Annotated in this window: 24 protein-coding genes; 5 read left to right on the top strand and 19 right to left on the bottom strand. The window is 69.9% G+C overall.

Annotated elements, in window-relative coordinates; translation table 11 throughout:
* Window positions 1–22: 22 nt before the first annotated feature.
* The 9 genes from BRESU_RS03185 to BRESU_RS03225 all read right to left on the bottom strand — a co-directional run bounded on the left by BRESU_RS03185 (window position 23) and on the right by BRESU_RS03225 (window position 8,676).
* Window positions 23–1,003 carry a type II secretion system F family protein gene (locus tag BRESU_RS03185; protein ID WP_013268055.1) on the bottom strand — a complete coding sequence of 327 codons (981 nt, stop codon included), beginning with the start codon at window positions 1,001–1,003 and terminating at the stop codon, window positions 23–25.
* Between the two features lie 5 nt (window positions 1,004–1,008).
* Entirely contained in the window at window positions 1,009–2,640 is a 1,632-nt protein-coding gene (locus BRESU_RS03190) for a TadA family conjugal transfer-associated ATPase (RefSeq protein WP_013268056.1), read from the bottom strand.
* A gap of 3 nt (window positions 2,641–2,643) precedes the next feature.
* Window positions 2,644–4,164 carry a CpaE/TadZ family protein gene (locus BRESU_RS03195; protein ID WP_013268057.1) on the bottom strand — a complete coding sequence of 507 codons (1,521 nt, stop codon included), beginning with the start codon at window positions 4,162–4,164 and terminating at the stop codon, window positions 2,644–2,646.
* Window positions 4,165–4,170: 6 nt separating this feature from the next.
* Window positions 4,171–4,839 (bottom strand): CpaD family pilus assembly protein, encoded by a 669-nt coding sequence (locus BRESU_RS03200; protein ID WP_013268058.1) that lies wholly within the window; start codon window positions 4,837–4,839, stop codon window positions 4,171–4,173.
* Window positions 4,840–4,847: 8 nt separating this feature from the next.
* Window positions 4,848–6,425 (bottom strand): type II and III secretion system protein family protein, encoded by a 1,578-nt coding sequence (locus BRESU_RS03205; RefSeq protein ID WP_050762456.1) that lies wholly within the window; start codon window positions 6,423–6,425, stop codon window positions 4,848–4,850.
* An 8-nt stretch (window positions 6,426–6,433) separates the two neighbouring features.
* Window positions 6,434–7,366, bottom strand: a complete 933-nt coding sequence (gene cpaB / locus BRESU_RS03210; protein WP_013268060.1) for a Flp pilus assembly protein CpaB — start codon at window positions 7,364–7,366, stop codon at window positions 6,434–6,436.
* 107 nt (window positions 7,367–7,473) lie between these two features.
* Window positions 7,474–7,986, bottom strand: coding sequence for an A24 family peptidase (locus tag BRESU_RS03215; RefSeq protein ID WP_013268061.1), 513 nt, complete (start codon window positions 7,984–7,986; stop codon window positions 7,474–7,476).
* Between the two features lie 131 nt (window positions 7,987–8,117).
* Window positions 8,118–8,285, bottom strand: coding sequence for a Flp family type IVb pilin (locus BRESU_RS03220; protein ID WP_013268062.1), 168 nt, complete (start codon window positions 8,283–8,285; stop codon window positions 8,118–8,120).
* Between the two features lie 223 nt (window positions 8,286–8,508).
* Window positions 8,509–8,676, bottom strand: coding sequence for a Flp family type IVb pilin (locus tag BRESU_RS03225; protein ID WP_013268063.1), 168 nt, complete (start codon window positions 8,674–8,676; stop codon window positions 8,509–8,511).
* A gap of 356 nt (window positions 8,677–9,032) precedes the next feature.
* Here BRESU_RS03225 and BRESU_RS03230 point away from each other — a divergent pair, with 356 nt between their 5' ends.
* Genes BRESU_RS03230 through BRESU_RS03240 form a run of 3 tightly spaced genes read left to right on the top strand, consistent with a single transcriptional unit; the run spans window position 9,033 to window position 10,539 of the window.
* Entirely contained in the window at window positions 9,033–9,452 is a 420-nt protein-coding gene (locus BRESU_RS03230; protein WP_013268064.1) for a pilus assembly protein N-terminal domain-containing protein, read from the top strand.
* Between the two features lie 5 nt (window positions 9,453–9,457).
* Entirely contained in the window at window positions 9,458–9,997 is a 540-nt protein-coding gene (locus BRESU_RS03235) for a TadE/TadG family type IV pilus assembly protein (RefSeq protein ID WP_013268065.1), read from the top strand.
* Window positions 9,994–10,539, top strand: coding sequence for a TadE/TadG family type IV pilus assembly protein (locus tag BRESU_RS03240; RefSeq protein WP_013268066.1), 546 nt, complete (start codon window positions 9,994–9,996; stop codon window positions 10,537–10,539). The genes BRESU_RS03235 and BRESU_RS03240 overlap by 4 nt, the downstream gene beginning before the upstream one ends.
* 4 nt (window positions 10,540–10,543) lie before the next feature.
* Here the strand turns inward: BRESU_RS03240 and BRESU_RS03245 are convergent, their stop codons facing one another.
* The 5 genes from BRESU_RS03245 to BRESU_RS03265 are packed head-to-tail and all read right to left on the bottom strand — an operon-like array spanning window position 10,544 to window position 14,187.
* Entirely contained in the window at window positions 10,544–11,842 is a 1,299-nt protein-coding gene (locus BRESU_RS03245) for an anthranilate synthase component I family protein (RefSeq protein ID WP_013268067.1), read from the bottom strand.
* Window positions 11,839–12,618: a tyrosine-protein phosphatase gene (locus BRESU_RS03250; protein ID WP_013268068.1), complete on the bottom strand. Its 780-nt coding sequence runs from the start codon at window positions 12,616–12,618 to the stop codon at window positions 11,839–11,841. Before BRESU_RS03250 ends, BRESU_RS03245 begins: the two co-directional genes overlap by 4 nt.
* A gap of 42 nt (window positions 12,619–12,660) precedes the next feature.
* Window positions 12,661–12,966, bottom strand: coding sequence for a winged helix-turn-helix domain-containing protein (locus BRESU_RS03255; protein ID WP_013268069.1), 306 nt, complete (start codon window positions 12,964–12,966; stop codon window positions 12,661–12,663).
* Between the two features lie 2 nt (window positions 12,967–12,968).
* Window positions 12,969–13,592 (bottom strand): hypothetical protein, encoded by a 624-nt coding sequence (locus BRESU_RS03260; protein WP_013268070.1) that lies wholly within the window; start codon window positions 13,590–13,592, stop codon window positions 12,969–12,971.
* Between the two features lie 22 nt (window positions 13,593–13,614).
* On the bottom strand, window positions 13,615–14,187 hold the full coding sequence (locus BRESU_RS03265) for a hypothetical protein (protein ID WP_013268071.1): 573 nt from the start codon (window positions 14,185–14,187) through the stop codon (window positions 13,615–13,617).
* Window positions 14,188–14,296: 109 nt separating this feature from the next.
* On the opposite strand from BRESU_RS03265, the gene BRESU_RS03270 reads away from it, so the two are divergent.
* Window positions 14,297–15,043 carry an SAM-dependent methyltransferase gene (locus tag BRESU_RS03270; protein ID WP_013268072.1) on the top strand — a complete coding sequence of 249 codons (747 nt, stop codon included), beginning with the start codon at window positions 14,297–14,299 and terminating at the stop codon, window positions 15,041–15,043.
* 47 nt (window positions 15,044–15,090) lie between these two features.
* Here the strand turns inward: BRESU_RS03270 and BRESU_RS03275 are convergent, their stop codons facing one another.
* The 3 genes from BRESU_RS03275 to BRESU_RS03285 all read right to left on the bottom strand — a co-directional run bounded on the left by BRESU_RS03275 (window position 15,091) and on the right by BRESU_RS03285 (window position 19,669).
* The gene (locus BRESU_RS03275) at window positions 15,091–16,536 is read right to left on the bottom strand and encodes an AMP nucleosidase (RefSeq protein ID WP_425358222.1); all 1,446 of its coding nucleotides are present in this window, start codon (window positions 16,534–16,536) and stop codon (window positions 15,091–15,093) included.
* A gap of 116 nt (window positions 16,537–16,652) precedes the next feature.
* The gene (locus tag BRESU_RS03280; protein ID WP_013268074.1) at window positions 16,653–17,525 is read right to left on the bottom strand and encodes an alpha/beta hydrolase; all 873 of its coding nucleotides are present in this window, start codon (window positions 17,523–17,525) and stop codon (window positions 16,653–16,655) included.
* An 83-nt stretch (window positions 17,526–17,608) separates the two neighbouring features.
* Window positions 17,609–19,669 (bottom strand): AsmA family protein, encoded by a 2,061-nt coding sequence (locus tag BRESU_RS03285; RefSeq protein WP_013268075.1) that lies wholly within the window; start codon window positions 19,667–19,669, stop codon window positions 17,609–17,611.
* Window positions 19,670–19,858: 189 nt separating this feature from the next.
* Between BRESU_RS03285 and BRESU_RS03290 the strand changes: the two genes are divergently transcribed.
* Complete coding sequence (locus BRESU_RS03290; RefSeq protein WP_013268076.1) at window positions 19,859–20,170, top strand: hypothetical protein; 312 nt, start codon at window positions 19,859–19,861, stop codon at window positions 20,168–20,170.
* Between the two features lie 6 nt (window positions 20,171–20,176).
* Here BRESU_RS03290 and ccmB read toward each other — a convergent pair whose 3' ends face one another.
* A complete protein-coding gene (gene ccmB / locus BRESU_RS03295) occupies window positions 20,177–20,842 on the bottom strand; it encodes a heme exporter protein CcmB (protein WP_013268077.1) in 666 nt (221 codons plus the stop codon).
* Window positions 20,839–21,462 (bottom strand): heme ABC exporter ATP-binding protein CcmA, encoded by a 624-nt coding sequence (gene ccmA, locus BRESU_RS03300; RefSeq protein WP_013268078.1) that lies wholly within the window; start codon window positions 21,460–21,462, stop codon window positions 20,839–20,841. The genes ccmB and ccmA overlap by 4 nt, the downstream gene beginning before the upstream one ends.
* Between the last annotated feature and the right edge of the window lie 49 nt (window positions 21,463–21,511).

Genomic DNA, 21,511 nt, shown 5'->3' on the forward strand with positions numbered 1-21,511 from the left:
ACTCTTCCACGTCGCCCTCCCCCTAAAACTTGAACGAGATCATTTTCTTCATCATCAGGATCCCCATCCCCATCCAGATGGCCGATCCCAGCAGCATCACCTGACCCCGGAAGTCGGTGAACATCAGGCCCATGTAGGCGGGCGTCGTCAGCCCCACGAGGGTCATGACGACGGGGGGCAGGGAGCCGATGATGCCGGCGGACGCGGTGGCTTCGGACGACAGGGCCTTGATCTTCTCGCCCATCATCCGGCGTGCGCGCAGCACGGTGGTCAGGTTGGACAGGGCCTCGCCCAGGTTACCGCCGGTCTTCTGCTGGATGGCGATGACGATGGTGAAGAACCGCAGCTCCGGCGTGGGGATGCGCTCGTACATCTTCTCCAGCGCCTGCCCCAGGGTCAGGCCGACGCCCAGGCCCTCGACCAGGGTCTGGAACTCGGGGCCGACCGGGGCCGGGCTCTCCCGGGCGATGATCTTGAAGCAGTCGTGGACCGGCAGGCCGGACTTGATGCCGCGCACGATGACGTCGACGGCGTTGGCGAACTCCAGCGAGAACTTCTTCAGACGCCGCTTGCCGATGAAGCCGACGACCCAGCGCGGCAGGCCCAGGCCCACGACCAGGGCGATGCCGATGGCGACGAAGATGTTGAGGCCGAACACCAGGGGCATCAGGAAGGCGACGACCCCCAGGCATGCGCTAATGATCCAGAAGGTCCGGATGCCCATGGACATGCCGGCGTGCTTCAGGCGCGCCTTCATGGTCATGCGGGCCTTGCGCTCCTTGCGCTCGGCCTCCTTCAGCTGAAGCTCGATGGCCTTCCTGCGGGCTTCGGGCGTGTTGGCCTCGACCTTGGCGGCCTTGGCGCGCGCCGTGCGGACGGTGCCGGAGGTGAAACCCTCGGCCCGCTTGATCGCCTGGGCGCTCGAATCGTCGCCACCGACGAAGACCCAGCCCAGGCCGGCGATGGTGATGAAGGCCAGGACGGCTGCGAGGATGGGAAGCATCGCGCCTACTCCGCCGCGTCCAGGGCCTCGGCCAGCTCGCGCTCGAGGCCGTAGTAGCGGGCGCGGTCCCAGAAGCGGGGCCGGGCGATTCCGGTCGAGCGGTGACGGCCGACGATCTTGCCGTTCTCGTCCTCGCCCGTGATCTCGTAGACGAACAGGTCCTGGGTGACGATGACATCGCCTTCCAGCCCGACCACCTCGGTGATGTGGGTGATGCGGCGCGAACCGTCACGCAGGCGCGCGGCCTGGATGATGACGTCGACCGAGCCGACGATCATCTCGCGGATCGTCCGCGACGGCAGGCCGTAGCCGCCCATGGTGATCATCGATTCCATCCGGCTGATGGCCTCGCGCGGGGAGTTGGCGTGCAGCGTCCCCATCGAGCCGTCGTGGCCGGTGTTCATGGCCTGCAGCAGGTCGAAGGCCTCGGGGCCGCGGACCTCGCCGACGATGATCCGCTCGGGCCGCATCCGCAGACAGTTCTTGACCAGATCCCGCATGGTGATCGTGCCCTGGCCCTCGAGGTTGGGCGGGCGGGTTTCCAGTCGGACCACGTGCGGCTGCTGCAGCTGCAGTTCGGCCGCGTCCTCGCAGGTGATGACGCGCTCGGTCGGGTCGATGAAGGCGGTCAGGGTGTTCAGCAGCGTCGTCTTGCCCGAGCCGGTGCCGCCCGAGATGACGATGTTGCAGCGGCAGGCGCCGATGACGCCCAGGACGCGGGCCCCTTCCGGGCTGATGGAGGCGTACTCCACCAGGTTCTTCATCGTCAGCTTGTCTTTCTTGAACTTCCGGATCGTCAGGGTCGCGCCGTCGATGGCCAGCGGCGGGGCGATGACGTTGACGCGGCTGCCGTCGGGCAGGCGGGCGTCGCAGATCGGAGAGCTTTCGTCGACGCGGCGGCCGACCTGCGACACGATCCGCTGGCAGATGTTCATCAGCTGGGTGTTGTCGCGGAAGCGGACGTTGGTCAGCTGGACCTTGCCGTTCACCTCGATGAAGACCCGGCCGGCGCCGTTGACCATGATGTCGGCGATGTCGTCGCGGTTCAGCAGGGGCTCGAGCGGACCGTAGCCGAGGACGTCGTTGACGATGTCCTGGACGAGGTGCTCCTGCTCGGCCACCGACATGGAGACGTTCTTGATCGCCACCAGTTCGGCGACGATGTCGCGGATCTCTTCCGACGCGGCCTTGGTGTCCAGCTGCGCCAGCTGGGCCAGGTCGATGGTGTTCATCAGCGCGTTGAAGATCGTCGTCTTCGTGGCGTGGTAGTAGTCGCTCTGTTCGCGGACGATCTCGGCGACAGCCTGGGCCTTCTTCAGCTGCTCGAAGCCGGGCGTGGACTTGGGCCCGGGGCCCGTGCCGGGCGGCGGCGCGGCGGCGGGGCGGGGGCGCTGGGCCAGGGCATCCAGCCGGTCGGCGGCGGGCGAGGTCGGCGCATCGGCCGGACGGCCGCTGCTGTGGGCGAAGCCGCCCTGCGGCGCGGCAGTCTCGGCGCTGTAGGCGAAGGCCTGGGTCTGGTGGCCCTGGGCCGGCTGCGGCGCCGCACCGGCGTCGAAGGACGGCGCGGGCGCCGGGGCCGGGGCCGGGCGCGGGGCCGCGTCGACGCCGCCGGGTTGACCTGTACGCTTGCCGAACACGCCTCAGGTCTTCTTCTTGAACAGGTTGGCGAAGATCGACTTGCCTTCGCCCTTCGCCTTGCCGGGCGCGGCCAGCAACGGCATTTCGCGGCGCGACACGATCTGGGCCAGAGTCTGGAAGGCCTCGGCCGACTTGGACTTGGCCCCGGCGTCCAGGATCATCTGGCCGTTGTTGGCGGCCGCGCCGAACAGCTTGGCGTCGAACGGGATCGACAGGCACGGATGGATGCCCAGGGCCGCGCCGAAATCCTTGGCCGGGATTTCCGGACGTCCGGGCACGCCGACCTGGTTCAGCACCAGCCGCGGCGGCGCGTCGTTCGGGCGGCCCGAGCGGATCAGGTCGATCATGTTCTTGGCATTGCGCAAGGAAGCCAGATCGGGAGTCGCGACCACCACCACCTCGTCGGCCGCGATCAGCGTCTTGCGCATCCAGCCGGACCACAGGTGGGGCAGGTCCAGCACCACGAAGGGCGCGGTGCCCCGGATCTGGGTCGTGACCTCCTCGAAGGCGTCGGCGCTGATCTCCCAGTCGGTGTCCAGGGTCGCGGGGGCCGCGAACAGGCTCAGCTTGTCGGTGCAGCGGACCATCATCCGGTCCAGGAGGACGGGGTCGAGCCGGTCGGGCTGGCCCAGGGCGTCGGCGACGCCGCTCAGAGGGTCCTGGTTGAAGTCCAGTCCCGCGGTGCCGAACGGCAGGTCGTAGTCGACGATGACGGTGTTGGCGCCGATCTTCTCGGACATCGCATAGGCGGTGTTGTGCGCCACGGACGACGATCCCGCCCCGCCGCGTGCGCCGACGAAGGCGATCGAGCGTCCGACGAACGGCTGGGCCGGGTCGGAGAACAGTCCGCCGATGGCCGCGATCAGCTGCAGCGGCTGGACCGGCGCGACCATGTATTCGCTGACGCCCCGCTTCATCAGCTCGCGGAACAGGATGATGTCGTTGGTCGCGCCGATGACGACGACCTTGGTGCCGGCGTCGCAGCATTCCGCCAGACGGTCGACCTGCCACAGCAGGGTCTGCGGATCCTGCAGGCACTCCACCACGATCAGCGGCGGCGTGGGCTCGTGGCTGTAGGCCTCGACGGCCGCGGGGATGCCGCCGATGCGGATCTGGGTGGTGGCGCGCGACATGCGCCGGTCCTGGCCGGCCCGTTCGGCCGCGGCCAGGGTGTCCTGGCGCTCGCCGAAGACGTGGATGGCGATGCGGGGGACGTTGACCTCGGCGGCCATGGCGGCGGCGCTGGGCGCCAGGGCCATCGCGGCGCCGGCCACCATGTCGCCGACCGGATTGTAGCCGGCCGCGGGCAGACCCGCCTGGCCCGGGCCCACGGCGGCGCCCGGATGGCTCACGACCATGCCGGTCTGCGGCGCGGGGACCATCCCGGCCGGAGGCGTGAACTGCAGCGGCTCGCGCGGATTGATGTCCCCGTCCAGCGTGGGCTCGACCACGACGAAGTCCAGGTCCGCATCGAACTCGTCGTCGACGGTGTCGAAGGCGCGCGGGGCGAAGGCGTTGCTCATGATCGCTCAGTCCACCGCACGGGAAACCTGGGTGCGCGCCACCAGGTCTTCCTGGGGGGCGGCCGTCTGTTCGCCCTGGCGATAGTTGTCGAAGACCACCGCCCGGCGACCGGCGTCGACCGGCGTCATGGTGCGGGGCTGGACGATGTCGCGCGGATTGGCGATCTGGGCCGCCAGGTTGGCATTCACCGCGCAGCCGAAGTTGCCGTAGCCCGCATTCGAACCCGTCCGCGTCAGGTTGGTCCAGCCGGTCCCGCACTGCGGCACCACGGCGCGCACCGTGTCGAAGCCGACCAGGACGGGCGCGCGCGGGTCGGGCGCGACATAGGTCACGACCTGGACCTGGTAGGACGAGACGCCCGAGGCCTCCAGCGCGCCCTTGATCCGCCACGCCATCTCGCTGGCCACGGGATCGTTCCCCGACGGGGCCTCGATCCGCAGGACCGGGGCGCCCTCCGCGTAGAAGCGGCCGGCGATGTCCTCCAGCGCCCGGGTCTGGTTGGCCGACAGGCCGGTGTCGTGCACCGCCAGGGCGACGCGTTCGATGCCCGGTTCGACCTGCAGGCTGTAGCGCGAGTTCGGGTTCAGCGGCGCGGGGTCCAGACCCTCGGCGGGCAGGCCGACGCAGCCGGTCAGGACCAGGGCCCCCGAGGCGACGAGAAGGGAACGGATCATGGGCGCGCTCACTCGATCACATAGCCGACAGGGCCCTGCCAGCCGGCCGAGGCGGTGTCGGTCGGGGCGGGGGACCCATAGGCCTGATTCAACTGGCCGAAGAAGATGGTCTGGGCGTCGGTCGCGATCCGCAGACCGTCGGCGGGCGTCTGCAGCCGGTTCGGCGAGGTCGGCGTGACGATGTAGGGTTCGACGATCACGACCAGCTCGGTCTCGCCCGACAGATAGTCGCGCGAGCGGAACAGCTGGCCCAGCACGGGCAAGCCCCCCAGACCGGGCAGGGAGTCGATCGCCTGGCGGGTGGATTCCTGCAGCAGGCCCGCGATCATCATCGATCCGCCCGAGGGGATCTCGACCGTGTTCTGGACCCGGCGGACGTTCAGGCCGGCGATGTTCAGGGCGGTGCTGGTGCCGGCGCCCAGGGTGATGCCGCCCGTCTGGGTCAGCTCGGACACCTCGGCCGAGATCTGCAGGCTGATGCGGCCCTCGGACAGGACGATGGGGCGGAAGCCCAGGCTCACGCCATAGGGCTTGAACTCGATGGTGACGTTGCCGTCGCGGTCGCGGCCGGTCGGCACCGGAAACTCGCCGCCCGCCAGGAAGCTGGCGCTCTCGCCGTTGACCGACGTCAGGTTGGGCTCGGCCAGGGTGCGGATCAGGCCGACCCGCTCGAACGCCTTGATCATGGCGTTACCCTTGTTCAGGTCGTCGGACCCGGGACCGGTGCCCGGCTGGGCGGTATCCCAGTTGGAGGCGTCCTCGGGGCCGTCGACGGTGAAGGGGCACAGGCTGTCCGCCGGAAAGCCGGGCCCGCACGGACCCTGTAGCTGGAAGTTTTGCGTCGTGTTGCGCGACACGCCCGCGCTGATGCCGCCCAGCAGGCTGCCGTTGACGCCGAAACTGGCGGCCTGACTCAGCAGGAACTGGGTGTCGCCGACCCGGCCGAGCGCGGCCGCGGTGTCGAAGCCCAGCTGTTTGATGGCGTTGCGCTGCACCTCGATGATGCGGACCTTCAGCGTCACCTGGTCGGACCCGGCGATGGTCAGCATGTTCAGCACCTTTTCAGGCGCGGAGACGAAGGCGCGGGCCACCTGGGCGACCTGTTCGGACTGGGCGGCGCTGGTCACCAGGCCGGTCAGGACGATGCTGTCGTTGACGGCCTCGGCATGGACCTGGGCCCCCGGCGCGACGCGGCTCAGGGTGTCCTGCAGCGCGGTTACGCCCGCATCGACGCGGACCCGCAGGGTCAGGATGGATCGCCCGGCGGCGTCCAGAAAGACCGCGTCGGTCTCGCCGGGCGCGATGCCGATGACGGTGATGCGGCGCGGCGAATGGACATTGGCCTCGGCGACGGCCGGGTTGGACACGATCACGTCGCGCGCATCGGCCGGCAGGTCGACGGCGAAGGACGTGCCGCGGGGCAGGTTGATCAGCCGCGGGCCGGATCCGGCCGCCACGGTCTGGCTGCCCGCATGGTCCTGGGCCAGCACGGCCGAGGGCAGGGTCACGGGTGCCGCGGCCATCAGGGCGGCGGTGGCCAGGGCGACGATGCGGGTCAGGGGCGAGGTCATCGGGCGTGCGCTCATGGGCCGGCTCATGGGACGTTGACCACTTCGGGCTCTCCGCCCCGGAAGACGCGGATCGCGGTCGAGCGTTCGGAGGCGCGGGGCGGCATGGAGACGCGCCCCGACGGGCCGGACGTGTCCGCATAGGACCGCAGGACCAGAGACAGGGTGCCGGCCGCCTTGGCCAGGGCCACGACCTCGGCGTCCTGGGGGGCGACCTCAAGGGTGGCGGTGGCGCCGACCACGGCCTGCTGGTCGTCGCCTGCGCGGGTCGACTGGTCGATGGCCAGAACCTTGACGTTCTGCATGACGATGCGGCTGGCGAATTTGGCGCGGCCCGCGTCGTCGTCATTGCCGGCCTGCTGTTCGACGGTGACGATCACATCGACCCGGTCGCCGGGCAGGATGAAGCCGCCCGCCGCGCTCTCGACCGAGACGCCGATGGCCATGGCCCGCATGCCGGGCTCCAGATAGGCGGCCATGTAGCCGCTGTCGCCGGCGCGGACGATCTTGCGGCCGACGATGGGTTCGCCCGCCAGAATGGGTTCGCGCACGACCGAGCCGAAATAGTCGGCCTTGGCCCCGCCGGTCGTCAGGTCGTTGGCGGCGCGCGTCACGCGGGCGACGGCGCTTTCGGCGGTGGTGTCGGTGGTGGCGGGGGCCGCCTCGCCCTCGGGGGCGGCCGCGGCCGGAACCGGCACGGAGCCGTCGGTGATGAAGGCGGGATTGACCTCGTCGACCGGCCAGTCCTTCCACTCCAGATCCGCCTCGACCAGACGCTGTCCGGGCGCGAGATCCCGCGCGGCGACCAGGACCTTGGCCATGGGGCGGGTGGGCGCGGGCGCGGCGGTGGCCACGGCGGTGGGCTCGCCGGAGGGGGAACCCATGGCGCGAACCACGAACGCCAGACCGATGGCGGACACGGCGGCGATGCAGATGACGGCGATGCGGGCGGGTTTCATCCAGGGTCTCCGGCAAGAACCACGCACGCGATTCGAAACGCGGGAGGCCTACCGTTAACGACCATGCCGGGCGCGGGTTAACGCGGGCCTAAGCGCCCGCGGCGCGCCTACCCTGCCGCGTAGGTCAGCAGCAGCGGGCTGGACGGGAAGGCCGCGAGAGCTCCGGCGCAGATCGCCACGCCATAGGGCAGGTCTCCGCGCGGCTCCATCAGGGTGGCGACCCAGCCCGGCGTGGCGTGCGCGGGCAGGACGACGGACTTTCGCGCGGCGATCAGGGCCAGGCACAGCAGGCCTCCGAACAGGCCGGTATACAGCAGGAACATGCCGGCGCCGCCGAAGCCCAGCCAGAGGCAGGTGGCGGCCATCACCTTGGCGTCCCCGCCGCCGATGATCCTGCCGGCGAACAGCCCCATCCCGACGAGAAGCGCCCCCACGGCGACGGCGACGTTCAGGCCGACCTCGGCCGGCGACAGGCCGACGGCGAAGGCGGCCGGAAAGAAGCCCACGATCAGCAGGCCCGAAATCCAGTTCGGGATCTTCATCGTCGTCAGGTCCGACAGGGCCGCGACGATCACGAGCGCGGGCAGCACGCTGAGCAGCAGAAGGGTGAGACTGTCCATGACCCCCACCCTAGCGCGCCCGGGTTAAGCCCCGGTTTCCGGCGTGGCCCTGATATCGACCCGCCGAACGACGAAGGGCCGGAGCGGTTTCCCGCTCCGGCCCCCGGCAACAAGACCGTTCGGCTCGGGTCTTACTGCGGCATCGCGGTGGAGACCTTGGTGAAGGTCCCGGTGATCTTTTCGCCGAGCACGGTGATGGCCCCGATGATGACGACGGCGATGAGGGCTGCGATCAGGCCGTACTCGATGGCCGTGGCACCCGACTCGTCGTGAGCGAACTTGGTGATGAACTTGGTCATGGTGGTCTTCCTCCTGGCATGATGGGTAGGCGAGCGGCGCTGCTGGAGGACTTCGGTCGCCCGCTCGACCTCCGATGCACAGGCAGGATCGCTGGAACCGGTTAAGGCCACGTCAGAAATTCTGGTTACCCGGTTACTGCCGAACACGGGCAGGGGCCAAACGACGAAGGGCCGGAGCGGTTTCCCGCTCCGGCCCCCGACTGCAAGACCGTGTGACCGGGTCTTACTGCGGCATCGCGTTGGCGACCTTGGTGAAGGTGCCCGTGATCTTGGTGCCGAGCGTGGTGATCGCGCCGATGATGACGACGGCGATCAGGGCAGCGATCAGGCCGTACTCGATGGCCGTGGCGCCCGACTCGTCTTGAGCGAACTTGGTGATGAACTTGGTCATGATGGTCTTCCTTTTGCAAAATCTGTTAAGCGAGCGACTCTGGCTGGAGGCTCCGGTCGCCCGCTTGACCCCCAAACACAGGAGGACAATGCCCGGGGCGGGTTAAGGGCGGGTCAGAAGTCATGGTTACCCGGATATTTACTGTAAATATCCAAGATGATTTGCGCCGAGCGGCCGTCTGACAGTCGATTGACTATATAGTGTCGCGAACAACCGCTCGCGATGTCTTGATGTTCGTTAACCGGGATGAACCGGATCCTGCGATCCGCACGCGATTTCAGACTTTCTTGAGGATTGACGGCGATCCTGCGGCCGTGACGCCCGCGCCTGCGTCGAACCTCAAGGGAATGCCGATCATGGCCGGCCGCCGCGTCTCCATCGCCGCCCGCTCCGCCGCCGTCCTGGCCGGCGTGACCTGCCTGTTCGCCGCAGGTATGGCCCAGGCCCAGTCGCTGAACGTCGGGATCGACCGTTCCGCCCGGGTGGCCCTGCGCGGTTCGGCGGCCTCCGTCATCGTCGGCAACCCCGCCATCGCCGACGTGACCGTGGTCGATGCCAACACCCTGTTCGTGACGGGCAAGGGCTATGGCGTGACCGAGGTCATCGCCGTGGACGGCCTGGGACGCACCATCTACCAGGGCGAGGTTATCGTCAGCGGGGGATCGACCGGGTCCGTCCGCGTCTGGCGCGGCGCCCGGGCCACGGAATTGGCGTGCGCGGCGTCCTGCTCGGCCAGCATTCGCAATGATGCGGCCGCGACGACCGCGACCCCCTGACCGCCATGCGCCCGCGCTCGCTCCCCTCGGCGCGAACGGCCGGACCGCGACGGCCCCCCCGGTCGGGCGTCGCGGCGATCGAGTTCGCCATGGTCGCCCTGCCGTTCTTCTTCATGATCTTCGCCGTGATGCAGCTGGGGCTGCTGTTCGTGGTCGACTCGGTGCTCGAGAATGCGACGCTCCAGGCGGCCCGGCTGATCCGGACGGGCGAGGCCTCGACCCGCAACCTGACCCCGGCCCAGTTCAAGACCGAGCTGTGTTCGCGCATGAGCGTCTTCTCGGGCGAATGCGCCGGCCGGGCCACGGTCGAGGTCCGGACGATCACGCAATTCCGCAACCAGACCCTGCCGGACCCGGTGGTCAACGGCCAGTTGCCGACGTCCCCGCCCTACACCAACGGTGCCGCCAGCAGCCTGATCCTGATCCGCGTCTGGTACAAACAGCCCCTGATCGCGCCGACCATGTTCCAGGCGATGTCCCGGCTGTCGACGGGCGAGACCCTGTTGAGCGTCACGACCGCCTTCCGCAGCGAGCCCTACTCGTGATCGCGCGCGCGCGCGTCGGACTGCGCCGTTTCTGGCGGGACGAGAGCGGCGTCTCGGCCGTGGAGTTCGCGCTCCTGGCCCCGGTCATGATCGCGCTCTACTTCGGCAGCGCGGAGTTCTGCCAGGGCTTCATGGCGCAGAAGCGGATGGACCATGCGACGTCGCAGGTCGCCGACATCACGTCCCAGGACGGGGTCGTCACCCGCGACGAGCTGGACGACACCCTGGCCGTCGCTCAACTGATCATGTCGCCCTTCCCGACGACACCACTGAAGATGCGGGTGTCGGGCGTGACGCGGAACGCCAGCGGCGTGGCCAAAATCGACTGGAGTCGGGGATCGGGCATGACGGCCCTGGGGACGGGCGCGGTGGTCACGGTGCCGGCCGGCATGATCGCCAATGGGGAGAGCGTGATCCTGAGCGAGGCGACCTACGACTACGTCTCGCCGCTGCGCTACCTGCTGCCCAACGCCATTCAGTTCCGCCAGACCTTCTATCTGCGGCCCCGGCTGGTGGACAAGGTGACCTGCAGCGACTGCTGAAGGGTCAGGTGCCCGTCAGGGCGCGCCGGATGGCCACGATCTTGGCGTCCGTCTCCGCGCTTTCGGACCGGGGGTCGCTGTCGGCGACGATGCCGGCGCCCGCCAGGGTGCGAAACCGCCATTGGCCCTCTTCCCGCCAGAACGACGCCGTCCGGATCAGGACCGACGCCGTCATCCGGCCCCGGTCGTCCAGCAGGAACAGCGAGCCGCACCAGGGGCCGCGCGGCGGCTCGTGCGCCGCGATCACCTTCATCGCCTGATGCTTGGGGGCCCCCGTGATGGAGCCCGGGGGGAAGGTGGCGTTCAGGATATCCGCGGGACCGGTGGCCTCCGCTGCCGTGGCCGCCACCGTCGACACCAGATGGTGCACGGTGGCGAAGCTCTCGAGCGCGAACAGCCGTTCGACCCGGACCGATCCGGGGACGGAGACGCGCGCCAGATCGTTGCGCATCAGATCGACGATCATCAGGTTCTCGGCCCGGTCCTTGGCGCTGGCCACCAGATCGGCGGCGTTCGCGGCGTCGCGGACGGGATCGGCGTCGCGGCGGCGCGTGCCCTTGATGGGCCGGGTCTCGATCCGGCCGTCGGCAGGGTCGAAGGTCAGGAACAGTTCGGGGGAGTTCGACACCAGGACGCGCTCGCCCAGCCTCCAGAACGCCCCGTAGGGCGCGGCCCCGGTCGCCAGGCGCACGAAGACGTCGAACGGATCGGTTCCCGGTTCCAGCGCCCCGCCCCAGGCCCGGGCGATGTTGGCCTGGAACAGTTCGCCCGCCCCGATGCGTTCGACGACGTCGGCGACGGCTGCCGTATACGTCGTCTCCGGTGTCTCTTCCCCGAATTCCCCGGCCGGTGGCGCGGGCTGGGACGGGGGTCTGGCCGAGGCGATCCAGTCTGCGGCGCGTCGGGCCTGGGCCGGTGCGTCGGGGCCGATGCCGATGGCCTGGATGGTCTGCGTCGGATGGTGGAACCGCAGCAGGGCCGGATAGCGCGCGACCATCAGGTCGGGCCAGTCGCCGGCCGCCTGGCCCCGTTCGCCGGTGGCGGGGCGCGCGCCGGCGTCATAGGCCGCGAGGCCGATCACATGGCGATCCCACCCGGCCTGCCGGAGGGCCGCAAACGGGTCCGCGTCGTCGACGGGACCGATCCCCGCGACGTCGGGCTCGGCCCCCACCCAGGACACGCGCCCGTTCGGCCCGCCGTCCGACAGCAGGCAAAGGGCGCCGTCGCGCGCCGCGAGACCGCCCGCGACGGCCAGCGGCGGCGCCCATGGCAGGGTCAGGACGAAGCGATCGGACGTGCTCACCCCGCCAGCCGCTCCGTGATCCGGTCGCGCAGCGCCGTGTCGACGCCCAGCGCCTGTTCCAGATAGCCGTCGATCGAGCCGTGGCGCGCCTCGATGGCGGCGATCGCCGCGTCCAGATAGGCTTCTTCCACCCCCATGAAGGCCACGACCGCGTCGTGCGAGGCGGTCCGGCCGGTGATGGCCTTCAGCTGCTCGGCGATGGCCGGGGCCCGCCCGGCCAGATCCACCGCCGTATTGGTCAGCAGATAGTCGTCGACCAGATCGTCGCGACCGACGCCCAGCAGGTGATGGGTCAGGGCCGCCAGCATCCCGGTCCGGTCCTTGCCCGCCGCGCAGTGGATCAGCACCGGCCGGTCCGTCTCGCCCAGGGCCCGGAAGTAGCGGGCGAACAGATCCAGATGCGCGGGGGCGAACGGCAGCTGGCGATAGGTGTCGGTCATGAACCGGCGACCGCTGTCCGGCGTCAGGTCGGCGGTCTTCAGGAAGGTGATGTGCGGGGCCTCGCCGGCCTCGTCGAGGTCGCTCTCGATCACCTGGCCGGAAAAGCCCGCGGGACGCTTCGAGGGTTGGCGACGCCGCTCCACGGGCCGCCGGAGATCGATCACCGTGCCGATATCCAGCGCCGCCAGCCGCTCCAGATCCGCGTCGGTCACGCTGGCCTGGTGCGCCGACCGGAACAGCCGTCCGGCCTTCAGGGCCCGGCCGGCCGCCGTGTCATAGCCGCCGTAGTCACGGAAGTTGTCGAGCGCCTCGAAGGCATGGATGCGGGACGTCATGCCCTCCCTATAGAACGCTCCTGCAACAGAGCGACAGGGGGCCTAACCGCGCGGGCCGACCAGCCCGGCCATGGCGTCCAGATAGGCGACGAACGCCTTTCGCCCCGCCGCGGTCATGGAGGCTTCGGTCAGGGGCTTGCGACCGACGAACCGCTTGGTCACGGCCACGAACCCGGCCTCCTCCAGCTTGCGCAGATGGACCGAAAGATTGCCGTCCGTGGTCTGGAGACGGGCCTTCAGCGTGTTGAAGTCGGCGCTCTCGGCCCCCGACAGCACGGCCATGATCCCCAGCCGAACGCGTCCGTGGATGACGTCGTCGATGCGTCCGATGTCGAAATCGTCGGGCACGGTCAGGCCTTCGCCGTCCGCATCAGCAGAAAGCCGGGCAGGGCCATCAGGCCGAACAGGGCGATGCCGTAGGCCAGGTACTGCACCGTCATCCCGGCCATCAGCGCCAGCACGGGGGCCGCCAGGAACGAGGCGACCGCCAGAACGCCGAGGGGGCGCGACTTCTGCAGCGTCGCGGTCACCGACCAGCCCAGGCCGTAGAAGACCATGATGATCGACGGCACGATGCCCAGCAGCATGGCCACCGCGGCGGCGTCGCCGCTTCGCGAGCCGATCACGGCCAGCGACGTGAACAGGGCGAAGATGCCCCAGCCCACCGCAGACCAGGCCGCGCTCGCCCCGCGGTTGGCGGTGGTATGAACGCCGCCACGGTCGCGCAGCCGCAGGCTGACGACGGTGACGACGATCAGGAAGGCGACGGTGGCGACGAGCCAGAGCGTGTTGAAGGCCACGGCCGGCACCGTGAAGAGGCCGGCGGCGATGCACCAGTGCAGCAGGGCGGCCGTGCCATAGATGAGACCGGCGGCCATCAGGATCGCGGCCCCGCGCATCGGGGCCTGACCGCCTTCCTCCGCCAGTCGGCGCATCCAGGCGATGTCGGCGGTGTCGTCACGGCTCTCGGTCATGCGGAGATCCCCTCTCTCAAAATCAGCGGCCGCGGCCGGTGGCCAGAACCAGGCCGGGCACAAGCGCGAACACGATCAGGCCCATGCCATAGGCCAGATACTGCACCGGCGTCCCGACCAGAAGGGCGACGCCTCCGGCGGCCGCCGCGGCACCCACGCCCACGGCGGTCATCCATGGTGCTCCACCCCGCATCGCGGCGATCAGCCAGGCGACGGCGTAGAAGCCCAGTCCGATCGGCGACATCCACATCATTAGCGACCAGTCCTGCGTCAGGGCCGAGGCCCCGGCGAGGGTCAGGGCGGCCCCGATCTGCAGCAGGATGGCCCCGCGCGACCAGCCGGCGGCGCGCACGGCGGCCGGCCCTCCGGCGTTCCGCAACCGGCGCAGGATGACGATGAACAGCGTCACCGCGATCGGCCAGGTCACCGACAGCAGGGCCGGGTGCAGGGGCAGGACGCCGCCGAGAATGCTCCACTGGACAAGGTTGGCCAGGCCGAAGATGGCGCCCGCGGCGATCAGGTTGCGTCCGGCCGCGACGGCCAGCGTCGGCGCGCGGTGTGCGGGGGTCACGAGGTCCAGGGTTGCGGCCGTCATGGGGTCTCTCCGTCAATCGATGGCTGAACCATGGCGAACTGACTTTGGAATGTAAAGTACTTTCTGCAGGGCGGGTTCAATCCCGGGCCGGACGGGGTAAACCGGTCCCATGACGCCGACCTATCATCGCATCGCCTACGCCGGTTTCGAGGTCGCCAATCCGGTGGCCCTGTCCCGCGTCCTCGCCATGATCGCCCAGGCCGATCTGGCGCCGGACGCGGTGGCCCTGGACATCGGGGCGGGCGCAGGCGGGGTCTCCGTGGCGATGGCGCGGACGCACGGGCTGACGGTTCACGCGATCGAGCGCGATCCCGCGATGGCGGCGATGATCCGGGCGCGTGCGGCGGAACCGGGTCTCGAGGATCGCCTGCAGGTCGTCTGCGAGGATTCGGCCAGCGCCCTCGATCGCCTGTCGCCCGTAAATCTGATCGTCGCCCTGGGCACCACCGAAGCGGCGGGGCGGGGAGTGCGCGATCCGGCCGGCATCCTTGGCGGGCTGGCGGCCCACCTGCGCCGACCGGGCCATATCCTGTGGGGAGACCTGTTCTGGCGGGGCGATCCGCCGGCGCCCCTGCGGCAGATCATCGGCATGACCGGCGACTATGCCACCGATGACGGCTGGCGCTCGGCGGCCGCCGAGGCGGGGCTCGAGTGCGTGGTGGCCGAGGTGTCTTCCGACGCGGACTGGGACGCCTTCTTCGGGGGAGCCGACGCCCGGGTCCGGACCTGGCTGGAGGCCAACCCCGAAGCCCCGGAGGCCGCCGCCATCCGGGCCCGCGCCGACCAGATCAGGACGACCTTCGACTTCGGGCGGCCCTATCTGGGCTTCGGGCTGTACCTGTTCCGCAAGGCATGACCCCGCGCTCAAGTCGCGCGGCTCCGCGAGCCGAGCGATAGCGCCGCTTATCTGAAAGGCGGCTCGTCGAAGGCGCGCAGCTTGCGGGAGTGCAGGCTGGAGCCTTCCTTCCGGAGCAGGTCCACCGCCTGGATGCCGATCTGCAGGTGTTCCGAGATCGATCCCTCGTAGAAGCGGTTCGCCTGGCCCGGCAGCTTGATCTCGCCGTGCAGGGGCTTGTCCGAGACGCACAGCAGGGTGCCGTAGGGCACCCGGAACCGGTAGCCCTGGGCCGCGATCGTAGCGCTCTCCATGTCGATGGCGACGGCCCGGCTCTGGTTGAACCGCAGCGCCGACTTCGAATAGCGCAGCTCCCAGTTCCGGTCGTCGGTGGTGACCACCGTGCCGGTGCGCAGGCGGCGCTTCACGTCTTCGCCGGGCATGCCCGACACCTGCTTGGCCGCGTCGTAGAGCGCGCGCTGGACCTCGGCGATCGAGGGGATCGGGATGTCCGGCGGGAGCACCGCGTCCAGCACATGGTCGTCGCGCAGATAGGCGTGGGCCAGGACGTAGTCGCCGATGGTCTGAGAGGGCCTCAGCCCGCCGCAGTGGCCGATCATCATCCAGGCATGGGGCCGGGTGACGGCCAGGTGGTCGCAGATGGTCTTGGCGTTCGACGGCCCCACCCCGATGTTGACCAGGGTGATGCCGTCATGGCCCGGCGCGGTCAGGTGGTAGGCGGGCATCTGGTGGCGGCGCCAGGCCGTGTCGAGGATGGCCAGCTCGGGATCCGGATTGTCGCGCGTGATGACCACGCCGCCGGCGCACGACAGGGTCTCATAGGCAGAGTTCGGATCGGCCAGCTGGGCGCAGGCCCAGCGGACGAATTCGTCGACGTAGCGATGGTAGTTGGTGAACAGGATATAGGACTGCACGTCCTCCACCGGCGTTCCCGTGTAGTGGCGCAGACGCGCCAGCGAAAAGTCGGTCCGCAGCCCGTCGAACTGCGACAGCGGAAACTCCTCCGCCAGATCGAACAGGCCGTCGGAGATCTCGTCGCCGATATGGGCCAGGTCGGTGGTCGGGAAATAGCGGGCGATGGCGGCCGTCATGGTCCGGTCCAGCGACACGTCGGACCCGTCCAGCACATAGGGGAAGGGGATTTCCTGATCCGACGGCTCGACCTCGAACGTCGCGCCGTAGTCCTGTTCCAGCAGCGCCAGCTGTTCGCCGATGTAGGCCCGGAAGAGGTCGGGGCGCGTGACCGTCGTCGAATAGACGCCCGGCCGCGACAGGCGGGCATAGGCGCGCTGGGCCAGGTTCTCGGGGCGATCGCCGAACCAGCTGACCCGCAGCCGGGGATAGGAGAACAGGCCGCCGGCCCGCGCCTCCATGTCGGCGCGCTCGCCGGTGGCGATGAAGGTCCGCACGGCCTCGCGCAGGGCGGCGACGGATTGGGTGTAGAGGGTTTCGAGGCGATCCAGCGCCTCGGGCGCCGACAGCGCCCCGGTCATGTGTTCTGTCATGACTTCCCCTAGCGGAGGATCGTGGCGTTGGCGAGACGGCCTAGCTTGGAAGGCTGGCGCGCGCGACGCGGTCGCTCACGGCTTGAGTCCGTTCAGCGCCGGGATCAGCCCAGTTCGCGATGGAAGAAGGCGCTGACGTCGGTCAGCACGGGGGCCTTCTTGCGGAACAGGGGGGCGAAGGTGGCGATCAGGTCCGCGTGGTTCAGCCCGGGATACAGTTTCGCCTCGCAGCGGCCGCCGAGCTCGCGCATCCGTGCATCCAGCAGGATGGTGTCCTCGTCGTGGACGACGACGTCGGCCGTGCCGTGTCCCAGCCACAGGGGCGGAGCGTCGGCCCGGGCATAGGTCAGGGGCTGGGTCTCGCGCGGGTCCGGCCACCGGCCGAAGGCGTTGATCGAAGAGGCCACGTCGAACGGCAGAAAATCATACGGGCCCGCCAGCCCCGCCGCGGCCTTGATCAGCCCCGGCTGGCCGAGGTCGGCCATATAGTGGGCGTCCAGCGCGATCATCATCGCCAGATGCGCGCCGGCGGAATGACCGAGGACGCCCAGACGGGCCGGGTCCCCGCCATAGGTCGCGACGATCTCGGCCACACTTGCGGTTGCGGCAGCGGCGTCCTCGACGAAGGTCGGGAAATGGACTTCCGGCACCAGCCTGTAATCGGGCAGGGCGACGACGAAGCCCTGGGCCGCGAGCGCCTGGGCCGCCCAGCCGTAGACGTCCCTGGACCCGGAATCCCAGCCGCCGCCGTAGAACAGGACCAGCACGGGCAGGCGTGCCCCCTGGCCCACGGCCGCCGGCGCGAAGATGTCGAACCGCTGTCGCGGATCGTCTCCGTAGGGCAGGTCGCGCGCCACCCGCCGGACGCCGGGATCGCGCGGAGCCACGGCGTTCAGCACCGCCAGGGGGCTGCAGGCGGCGGCCATGGAGGCGACGAGCGCGCCGAGCGCGGGAACGAGCAGGCCTCTGCGGGTCATGGGGTCTCTGGCGGTTTGGGACAGCGTTGCCGTCAGATACGCGCGAATGCGGGATTCGGCTCAATCGTCCTGGTGCGACCGATTCAGCGCGCGTTGGCGATCAGGGAGCCGCAGTTGGCATCCTCGGCCAGACCCGGATCCACGAAGGCGAACAGCGCCGCCACCGGGGCGACCACGGCCCCCAGCAGGGCGGTAAGCCCGCCCTGACCGATGATCTGGCTGGTGTCCACGCCCACGCGCGGCGCGGTCAGGGGGCCCGAGACCAGGATCGGGGTCCAGAGGCGCAGCAGTCTGGGACGTTTGCTCTCGCCGTCGATCTTCAGGTTCATGGTCTCGTCGCCCAGATTGATCGAACCCGTGCCGCTGGCCAGGACCACATCGGTATCGACCACCAGGGTCCGGGCCCGAGCGATGCCGTTGGCGACGTCGAAATCGGCTACGCCGCAGCGGATGGTGCTCTGGGAATCGTCCCCCCGCAGCAGCTTCAGCAGGCCGGCGCTGGCGTTGATGCCCAGCAGTTCGGCGAAGGCCGCGCGCATCCGGCCCTGGGGCACCACCAGGCTCAGCGAGCCCTTGGAGGCGGCGGCGAAGCGGTGGATCGAATTCCCCGATCCTTCCAGCCGGGCGCGGCCGAGCGCGGCGCCCGAAACGGGGGCCACGCCATCCCTGGCCGGGATGATGGATTCCAGCGGATAGCCCGCCAGCCGGAAGTCGATCTTGCTGTAGGGGACCTCGGGATTGGCATCGATGGTCGCGGTGCCGGTCAGGGTGCCGCGATTGAAGGTGAAGGCGACGGGATCCAGGTTCAGCACCCCGTCCTTGAGGTCGCCGCCCAGCTGGACCCGGCGGATATCCATGTCGTTCGCCTTCACGCTGGCGGCGCGATAGCTGATCGTGCCGTCCATCGCCCGCAGCCGCTCCACCTGCAGGGTCGCGTCAGGCAGCAGTTTGCCCACGGTCCCGCCGGTGCTGATGGTCGTGGTGTCCGTGCCCGCGGCATTCGTCTGCGCCCGCCCGCCGAGGATGGTCGTCAGGTCGTCGATGTCGAGCCGCTGGGAGCTCAGAGTGGCATCGACCTTCAGCCGGCCACCTCCCTGGACGCGCACATCGCCCTCCAGGTCGGAGGCCCCGACCCGACCGCTGAAGTCGTTGAAGGTCCAGATGTTGTCGTCGCGGGTCAGTGCGCCCGCCAGGCGGTAGGCCGGCGTGTTGGGCAGGGTGACGCCCGTCAGCAGATACAGATCATTCAGGTTCTGGCCCTGAAGGCTGAGCGTGGAGGTGAACTGGCCCAGATCGAACGGGCGGGTGATCGCCCCGTCCGCGACCAGCCGGGATCCGGCCCCGGCCAGCGTCGCCTTGAATCCATAGGGGCGATTGCGCCGGATGTTGATGAAGGGGCCGCCCTCGATCTTCAGCGTCAGGGGCGACCCGTTGATCGACCCCTCGCCCTCCAGCACGAAGCCGCTCTGGCCGTCCGCGTCGGAGGCCGCCTCCTGGGCCGTGACGGCGGCTTCCAGCGTCAGGTCGCGGCGTTGCTCGTCGACCGACAGGCGGCCGTCGGTGATGACCAGGCGATTGATCAGCGGCAGTTTCGCGCCCTCTCCGTCGTCGGGCTTGTCCGGCTCCAGATCCCAGCTCTGCCGGCCGTCCTCGGTCGCGATCAGGACGACCCGTGGCCGGGTGATCGACAGCAGCGGCATCTCGACCTGACCCACGAACAGCTTCCGCAGCCGGAACTGCGCCTCGATCCGCTCGACGTTCGCCGTGTCGGCCTCTGTCGCCCACGACGGGCCGCCGAACTTCAGGTCGTTGACGATGACCGACGGCGTCCAGCTGAACAGCCTGACGTCCAGATCGCCCTGCAGCGCGACCTCGCGGTCGTATTTGGCCGAGGCCCAGCGCCCGATCGGACCCCTCAGCCAGTTCCAGTCGAACAGCAGGAGGAAGATGACGATCGCCGCGATCAGGACCAGCACCACCGAGGCCGCGATCTTTTCGGTGCGACCGGGCCTGCGAAAGGAGCCGTAGACCGGATCGTTCTCGACCACCCAGTCGCGCCACTGGCCCATCCGCGCGCCGGCGGGTGCGACGCCCCGGGTGCGGATGTCCTGCCAGAGGGATTTCAAATTCAGCGATCTGGACAAGGCGCGCGCTCCACGAACCGGTCTCAACGCGCGAACGGGGCTCCGGGGGCCATGCGCGGCCGCAGCGGGGTGCCGACCCGCTTTTTTGATCCGCCGTCGGTCCAGTTGTCTTATTTTCTTTACATAGCCGGAAAGTGGCGCATTAATGCTCCGAACCCTGACATCTTTCAGGCTTGGGAGGAGCCCGCCATGAACCGTTTCGCCGCCATGTCCACCGTCATCGCCCTCGCCGCCTCGGCGTCCGCGCCGGCCTTCGCCGAACAGGCCCTGCCGACCGCTGCCCCCGTGGGAGCCCAGCGCGTCGTCATGCTGTGCGATTCCGACGTCGCCACGCGCGCAGCCTACCGCCGGGACTTCGGTTCGCGGCCGGTCTTCGTGACCGCCGACCAGGCCCTGCGCGCCCGCGCTACGGGCGAGGTCTGGGCCACGCCGCGCTGCATGACCGCGCGCGAGCACGGCCGCCTGACCCAGACGCTGAACAGCTACGCCGCCGTCCGCTAGGTCTGGCTACCCCTGGGCGCTGCGGATCGCTGCGGCGCCCGCCGGGGGCGCGATCACGATCGCGAACAGCACATAGGCCGTCAGCAGGGCCAAAGCCGACATCGGGCTGAGCCCCGCCGCCGCCCGATCCAGCGCGCCCGAGCCGAACACCACCGGCGGAATGAACAGCGGCAGCACCACGACCGCGATCAGCAGGCCGCCCCGCTTCGCGCCCAGCGCCAGGGCCGCGCCCAGCGCGCCGGTGAAGGCGAACCCCAGACCCCCGATCAGGGCCGACGCCGCCGTCAGCGGCGCCAGGTCGATCGGCTGACCCAGGGCCAGCGCCGCGATGGGGGCCGTCAGGGCCAGAGGCAGGCCGGTCGCCAGCCACTGGCTGATCGCCTTGACCGCGAACACCACTTCCAGCGGCAGGGGGCCGGTGGCCAGAAGGTCCAGCGCCCCGTCGTCGAGGTCGCGCTCGAACAGACGTTCCAGCGACAGCAGGCTGGACAGCGCCAGGGCCAGCCAGGCGATGCCGGCGGCGACCGGCCTCAGCACCGAGGGATCGCCGCCCGCCGCGAGCGGCACGACGGTGGTAAGGCAGGCGAAGAAGCCGCACGCCAGCAAGGGTCCGCCCCCGCCGCCCCAGGCCAGGGCCAGTTCGCGCCGGAACAGGACGCCGACGGCGCTCACGACCGGGCCCCCAGATCGAATCCGCGCGCCGCGATGGGCAGGGGATCGTGCACCGCCGCGACGATCAGGCCGCCGCCCGCGAGGTGACGCGCCATCATCGCCCCGACCGCCTCGCGCCACCCGCCGTCCAGCGGGGACAGGGGTTCGTCCAGCAGCCACAGCGCGCGCGGCGACCCGATCAGGCGGGCCAGCGCCAGCCGTCGTCGCTGGCCCGCCGACAGCTTGCGCACCTCCAGATCCAGCAGGGGCTTCAGCCGCAGGGTCTCGATGGCCTCGTCGATGCCGTCATGGCTGCGTCCCAGCCACTGCGACTGGAACATCAGTTCGTCGCGCGCCAGCCGGCCGCCCTTGAGCCCGTCCAGGTGGCCGAGCATGTGCACCTGATGCGCCCGGGCCTCGGAGGCTTCGACGGCGTTCGCGTCGGCGTCAGCGAAGGCGATCTCGCCCGCGTCCGGGCGGATGAAGCCCGCGATGGCGCGCAGCAGGCTGGTCTTGCCGGCCCCGTTGGCCCCGGTCAGGGCGAGCGCCTCGCCCGCCCCCAAGGCGAGATCCAGCCCCCTGAACAGGGTCCGCTCGCCGCGCGCGAGGGTCAGGCCGGCGATCGTCAGGGCCGAGATCATGTTGCGAGCCTCTTGCGATCCATTCTCAATGTCCCCACAGCCATCGTGG

The organism is Brevundimonas subvibrioides ATCC 15264 (assembly GCF_000144605.1).
In the GTDB taxonomy this organism is placed as follows: Bacteria; Pseudomonadota; Alphaproteobacteria; order Caulobacterales; family Caulobacteraceae; genus Brevundimonas; species Brevundimonas subvibrioides.

Excerpts from the sequence above, each read along its gene's own strand:
- BRESU_RS03290 (WP_013268076.1), top strand. The coding sequence starts at position 19,859 with ATGAACCGTTTCGCCGCCATGTCCACCGTCATCGCCCTCGCCGCCTCG.
- BRESU_RS03225 (WP_013268063.1), bottom strand. The coding sequence starts at position 8,676 with ATGACCAAGTTCATCACCAAGTTCGCTCAAGACGAGTCGGGCGCCACG.
- BRESU_RS03275 (WP_425358222.1), bottom strand. The coding sequence starts at position 16,536 with ATGACCGGGGCGCTGTCGGCGCCCGAGGCGCTGGATCGCCTCGAAACC.
- BRESU_RS03250 (WP_013268068.1), bottom strand. The coding sequence starts at position 12,618 with ATGACGTCCCGCATCCATGCCTTCGAGGCGCTCGACAACTTCCGTGAC.
- BRESU_RS03200 (WP_013268058.1), bottom strand. The coding sequence starts at position 4,839 with ATGATCCGTTCCCTTCTCGTCGCCTCGGGGGCCCTGGTCCTGACCGGC.
- BRESU_RS03195 (WP_013268057.1), bottom strand. The coding sequence starts at position 4,164 with ATGAGCAACGCCTTCGCCCCGCGCGCCTTCGACACCGTCGACGACGAG.
- BRESU_RS03220 (WP_013268062.1), bottom strand. The coding sequence starts at position 8,285 with ATGACCAAGTTCATCACCAAGTTCGCTCACGACGAGTCGGGTGCCACG.
- BRESU_RS03185 (WP_013268055.1), bottom strand. The coding sequence starts at position 1,003 with ATGCTTCCCATCCTCGCAGCCGTCCTGGCCTTCATCACCATCGCCGGC.
- ccmA (WP_013268078.1), bottom strand. The coding sequence starts at position 21,462 with ATGATCTCGGCCCTGACGATCGCCGGCCTGACCCTCGCGCGCGGCGAG.
- BRESU_RS03280 (WP_013268074.1), bottom strand. The coding sequence starts at position 17,525 with ATGACCCGCAGAGGCCTGCTCGTTCCCGCGCTCGGCGCGCTCGTCGCC.
- BRESU_RS03205 (WP_050762456.1), bottom strand. The coding sequence starts at position 6,425 with ATGAGCGCACGCCCGATGACCTCGCCCCTGACCCGCATCGTCGCCCTG.
- cpaB (WP_013268060.1), bottom strand. The coding sequence starts at position 7,366 with ATGAAACCCGCCCGCATCGCCGTCATCTGCATCGCCGCCGTGTCCGCC.
- BRESU_RS03260 (WP_013268070.1), bottom strand. The coding sequence starts at position 13,592 with ATGACCGAGAGCCGTGACGACACCGCCGACATCGCCTGGATGCGCCGA.
- BRESU_RS03215 (WP_013268061.1), bottom strand. The coding sequence starts at position 7,986 with ATGGACAGTCTCACCCTTCTGCTGCTCAGCGTGCTGCCCGCGCTCGTG.
- BRESU_RS03230 (WP_013268064.1), top strand. The coding sequence starts at position 9,033 with ATGGCCGGCCGCCGCGTCTCCATCGCCGCCCGCTCCGCCGCCGTCCTG.
- BRESU_RS03265 (WP_013268071.1), bottom strand. The coding sequence starts at position 14,187 with ATGACGGCCGCAACCCTGGACCTCGTGACCCCCGCACACCGCGCGCCG.
- BRESU_RS03270 (WP_013268072.1), top strand. The coding sequence starts at position 14,297 with ATGACGCCGACCTATCATCGCATCGCCTACGCCGGTTTCGAGGTCGCC.
- BRESU_RS03235 (WP_013268065.1), top strand. The coding sequence starts at position 9,458 with ATGCGCCCGCGCTCGCTCCCCTCGGCGCGAACGGCCGGACCGCGACGG.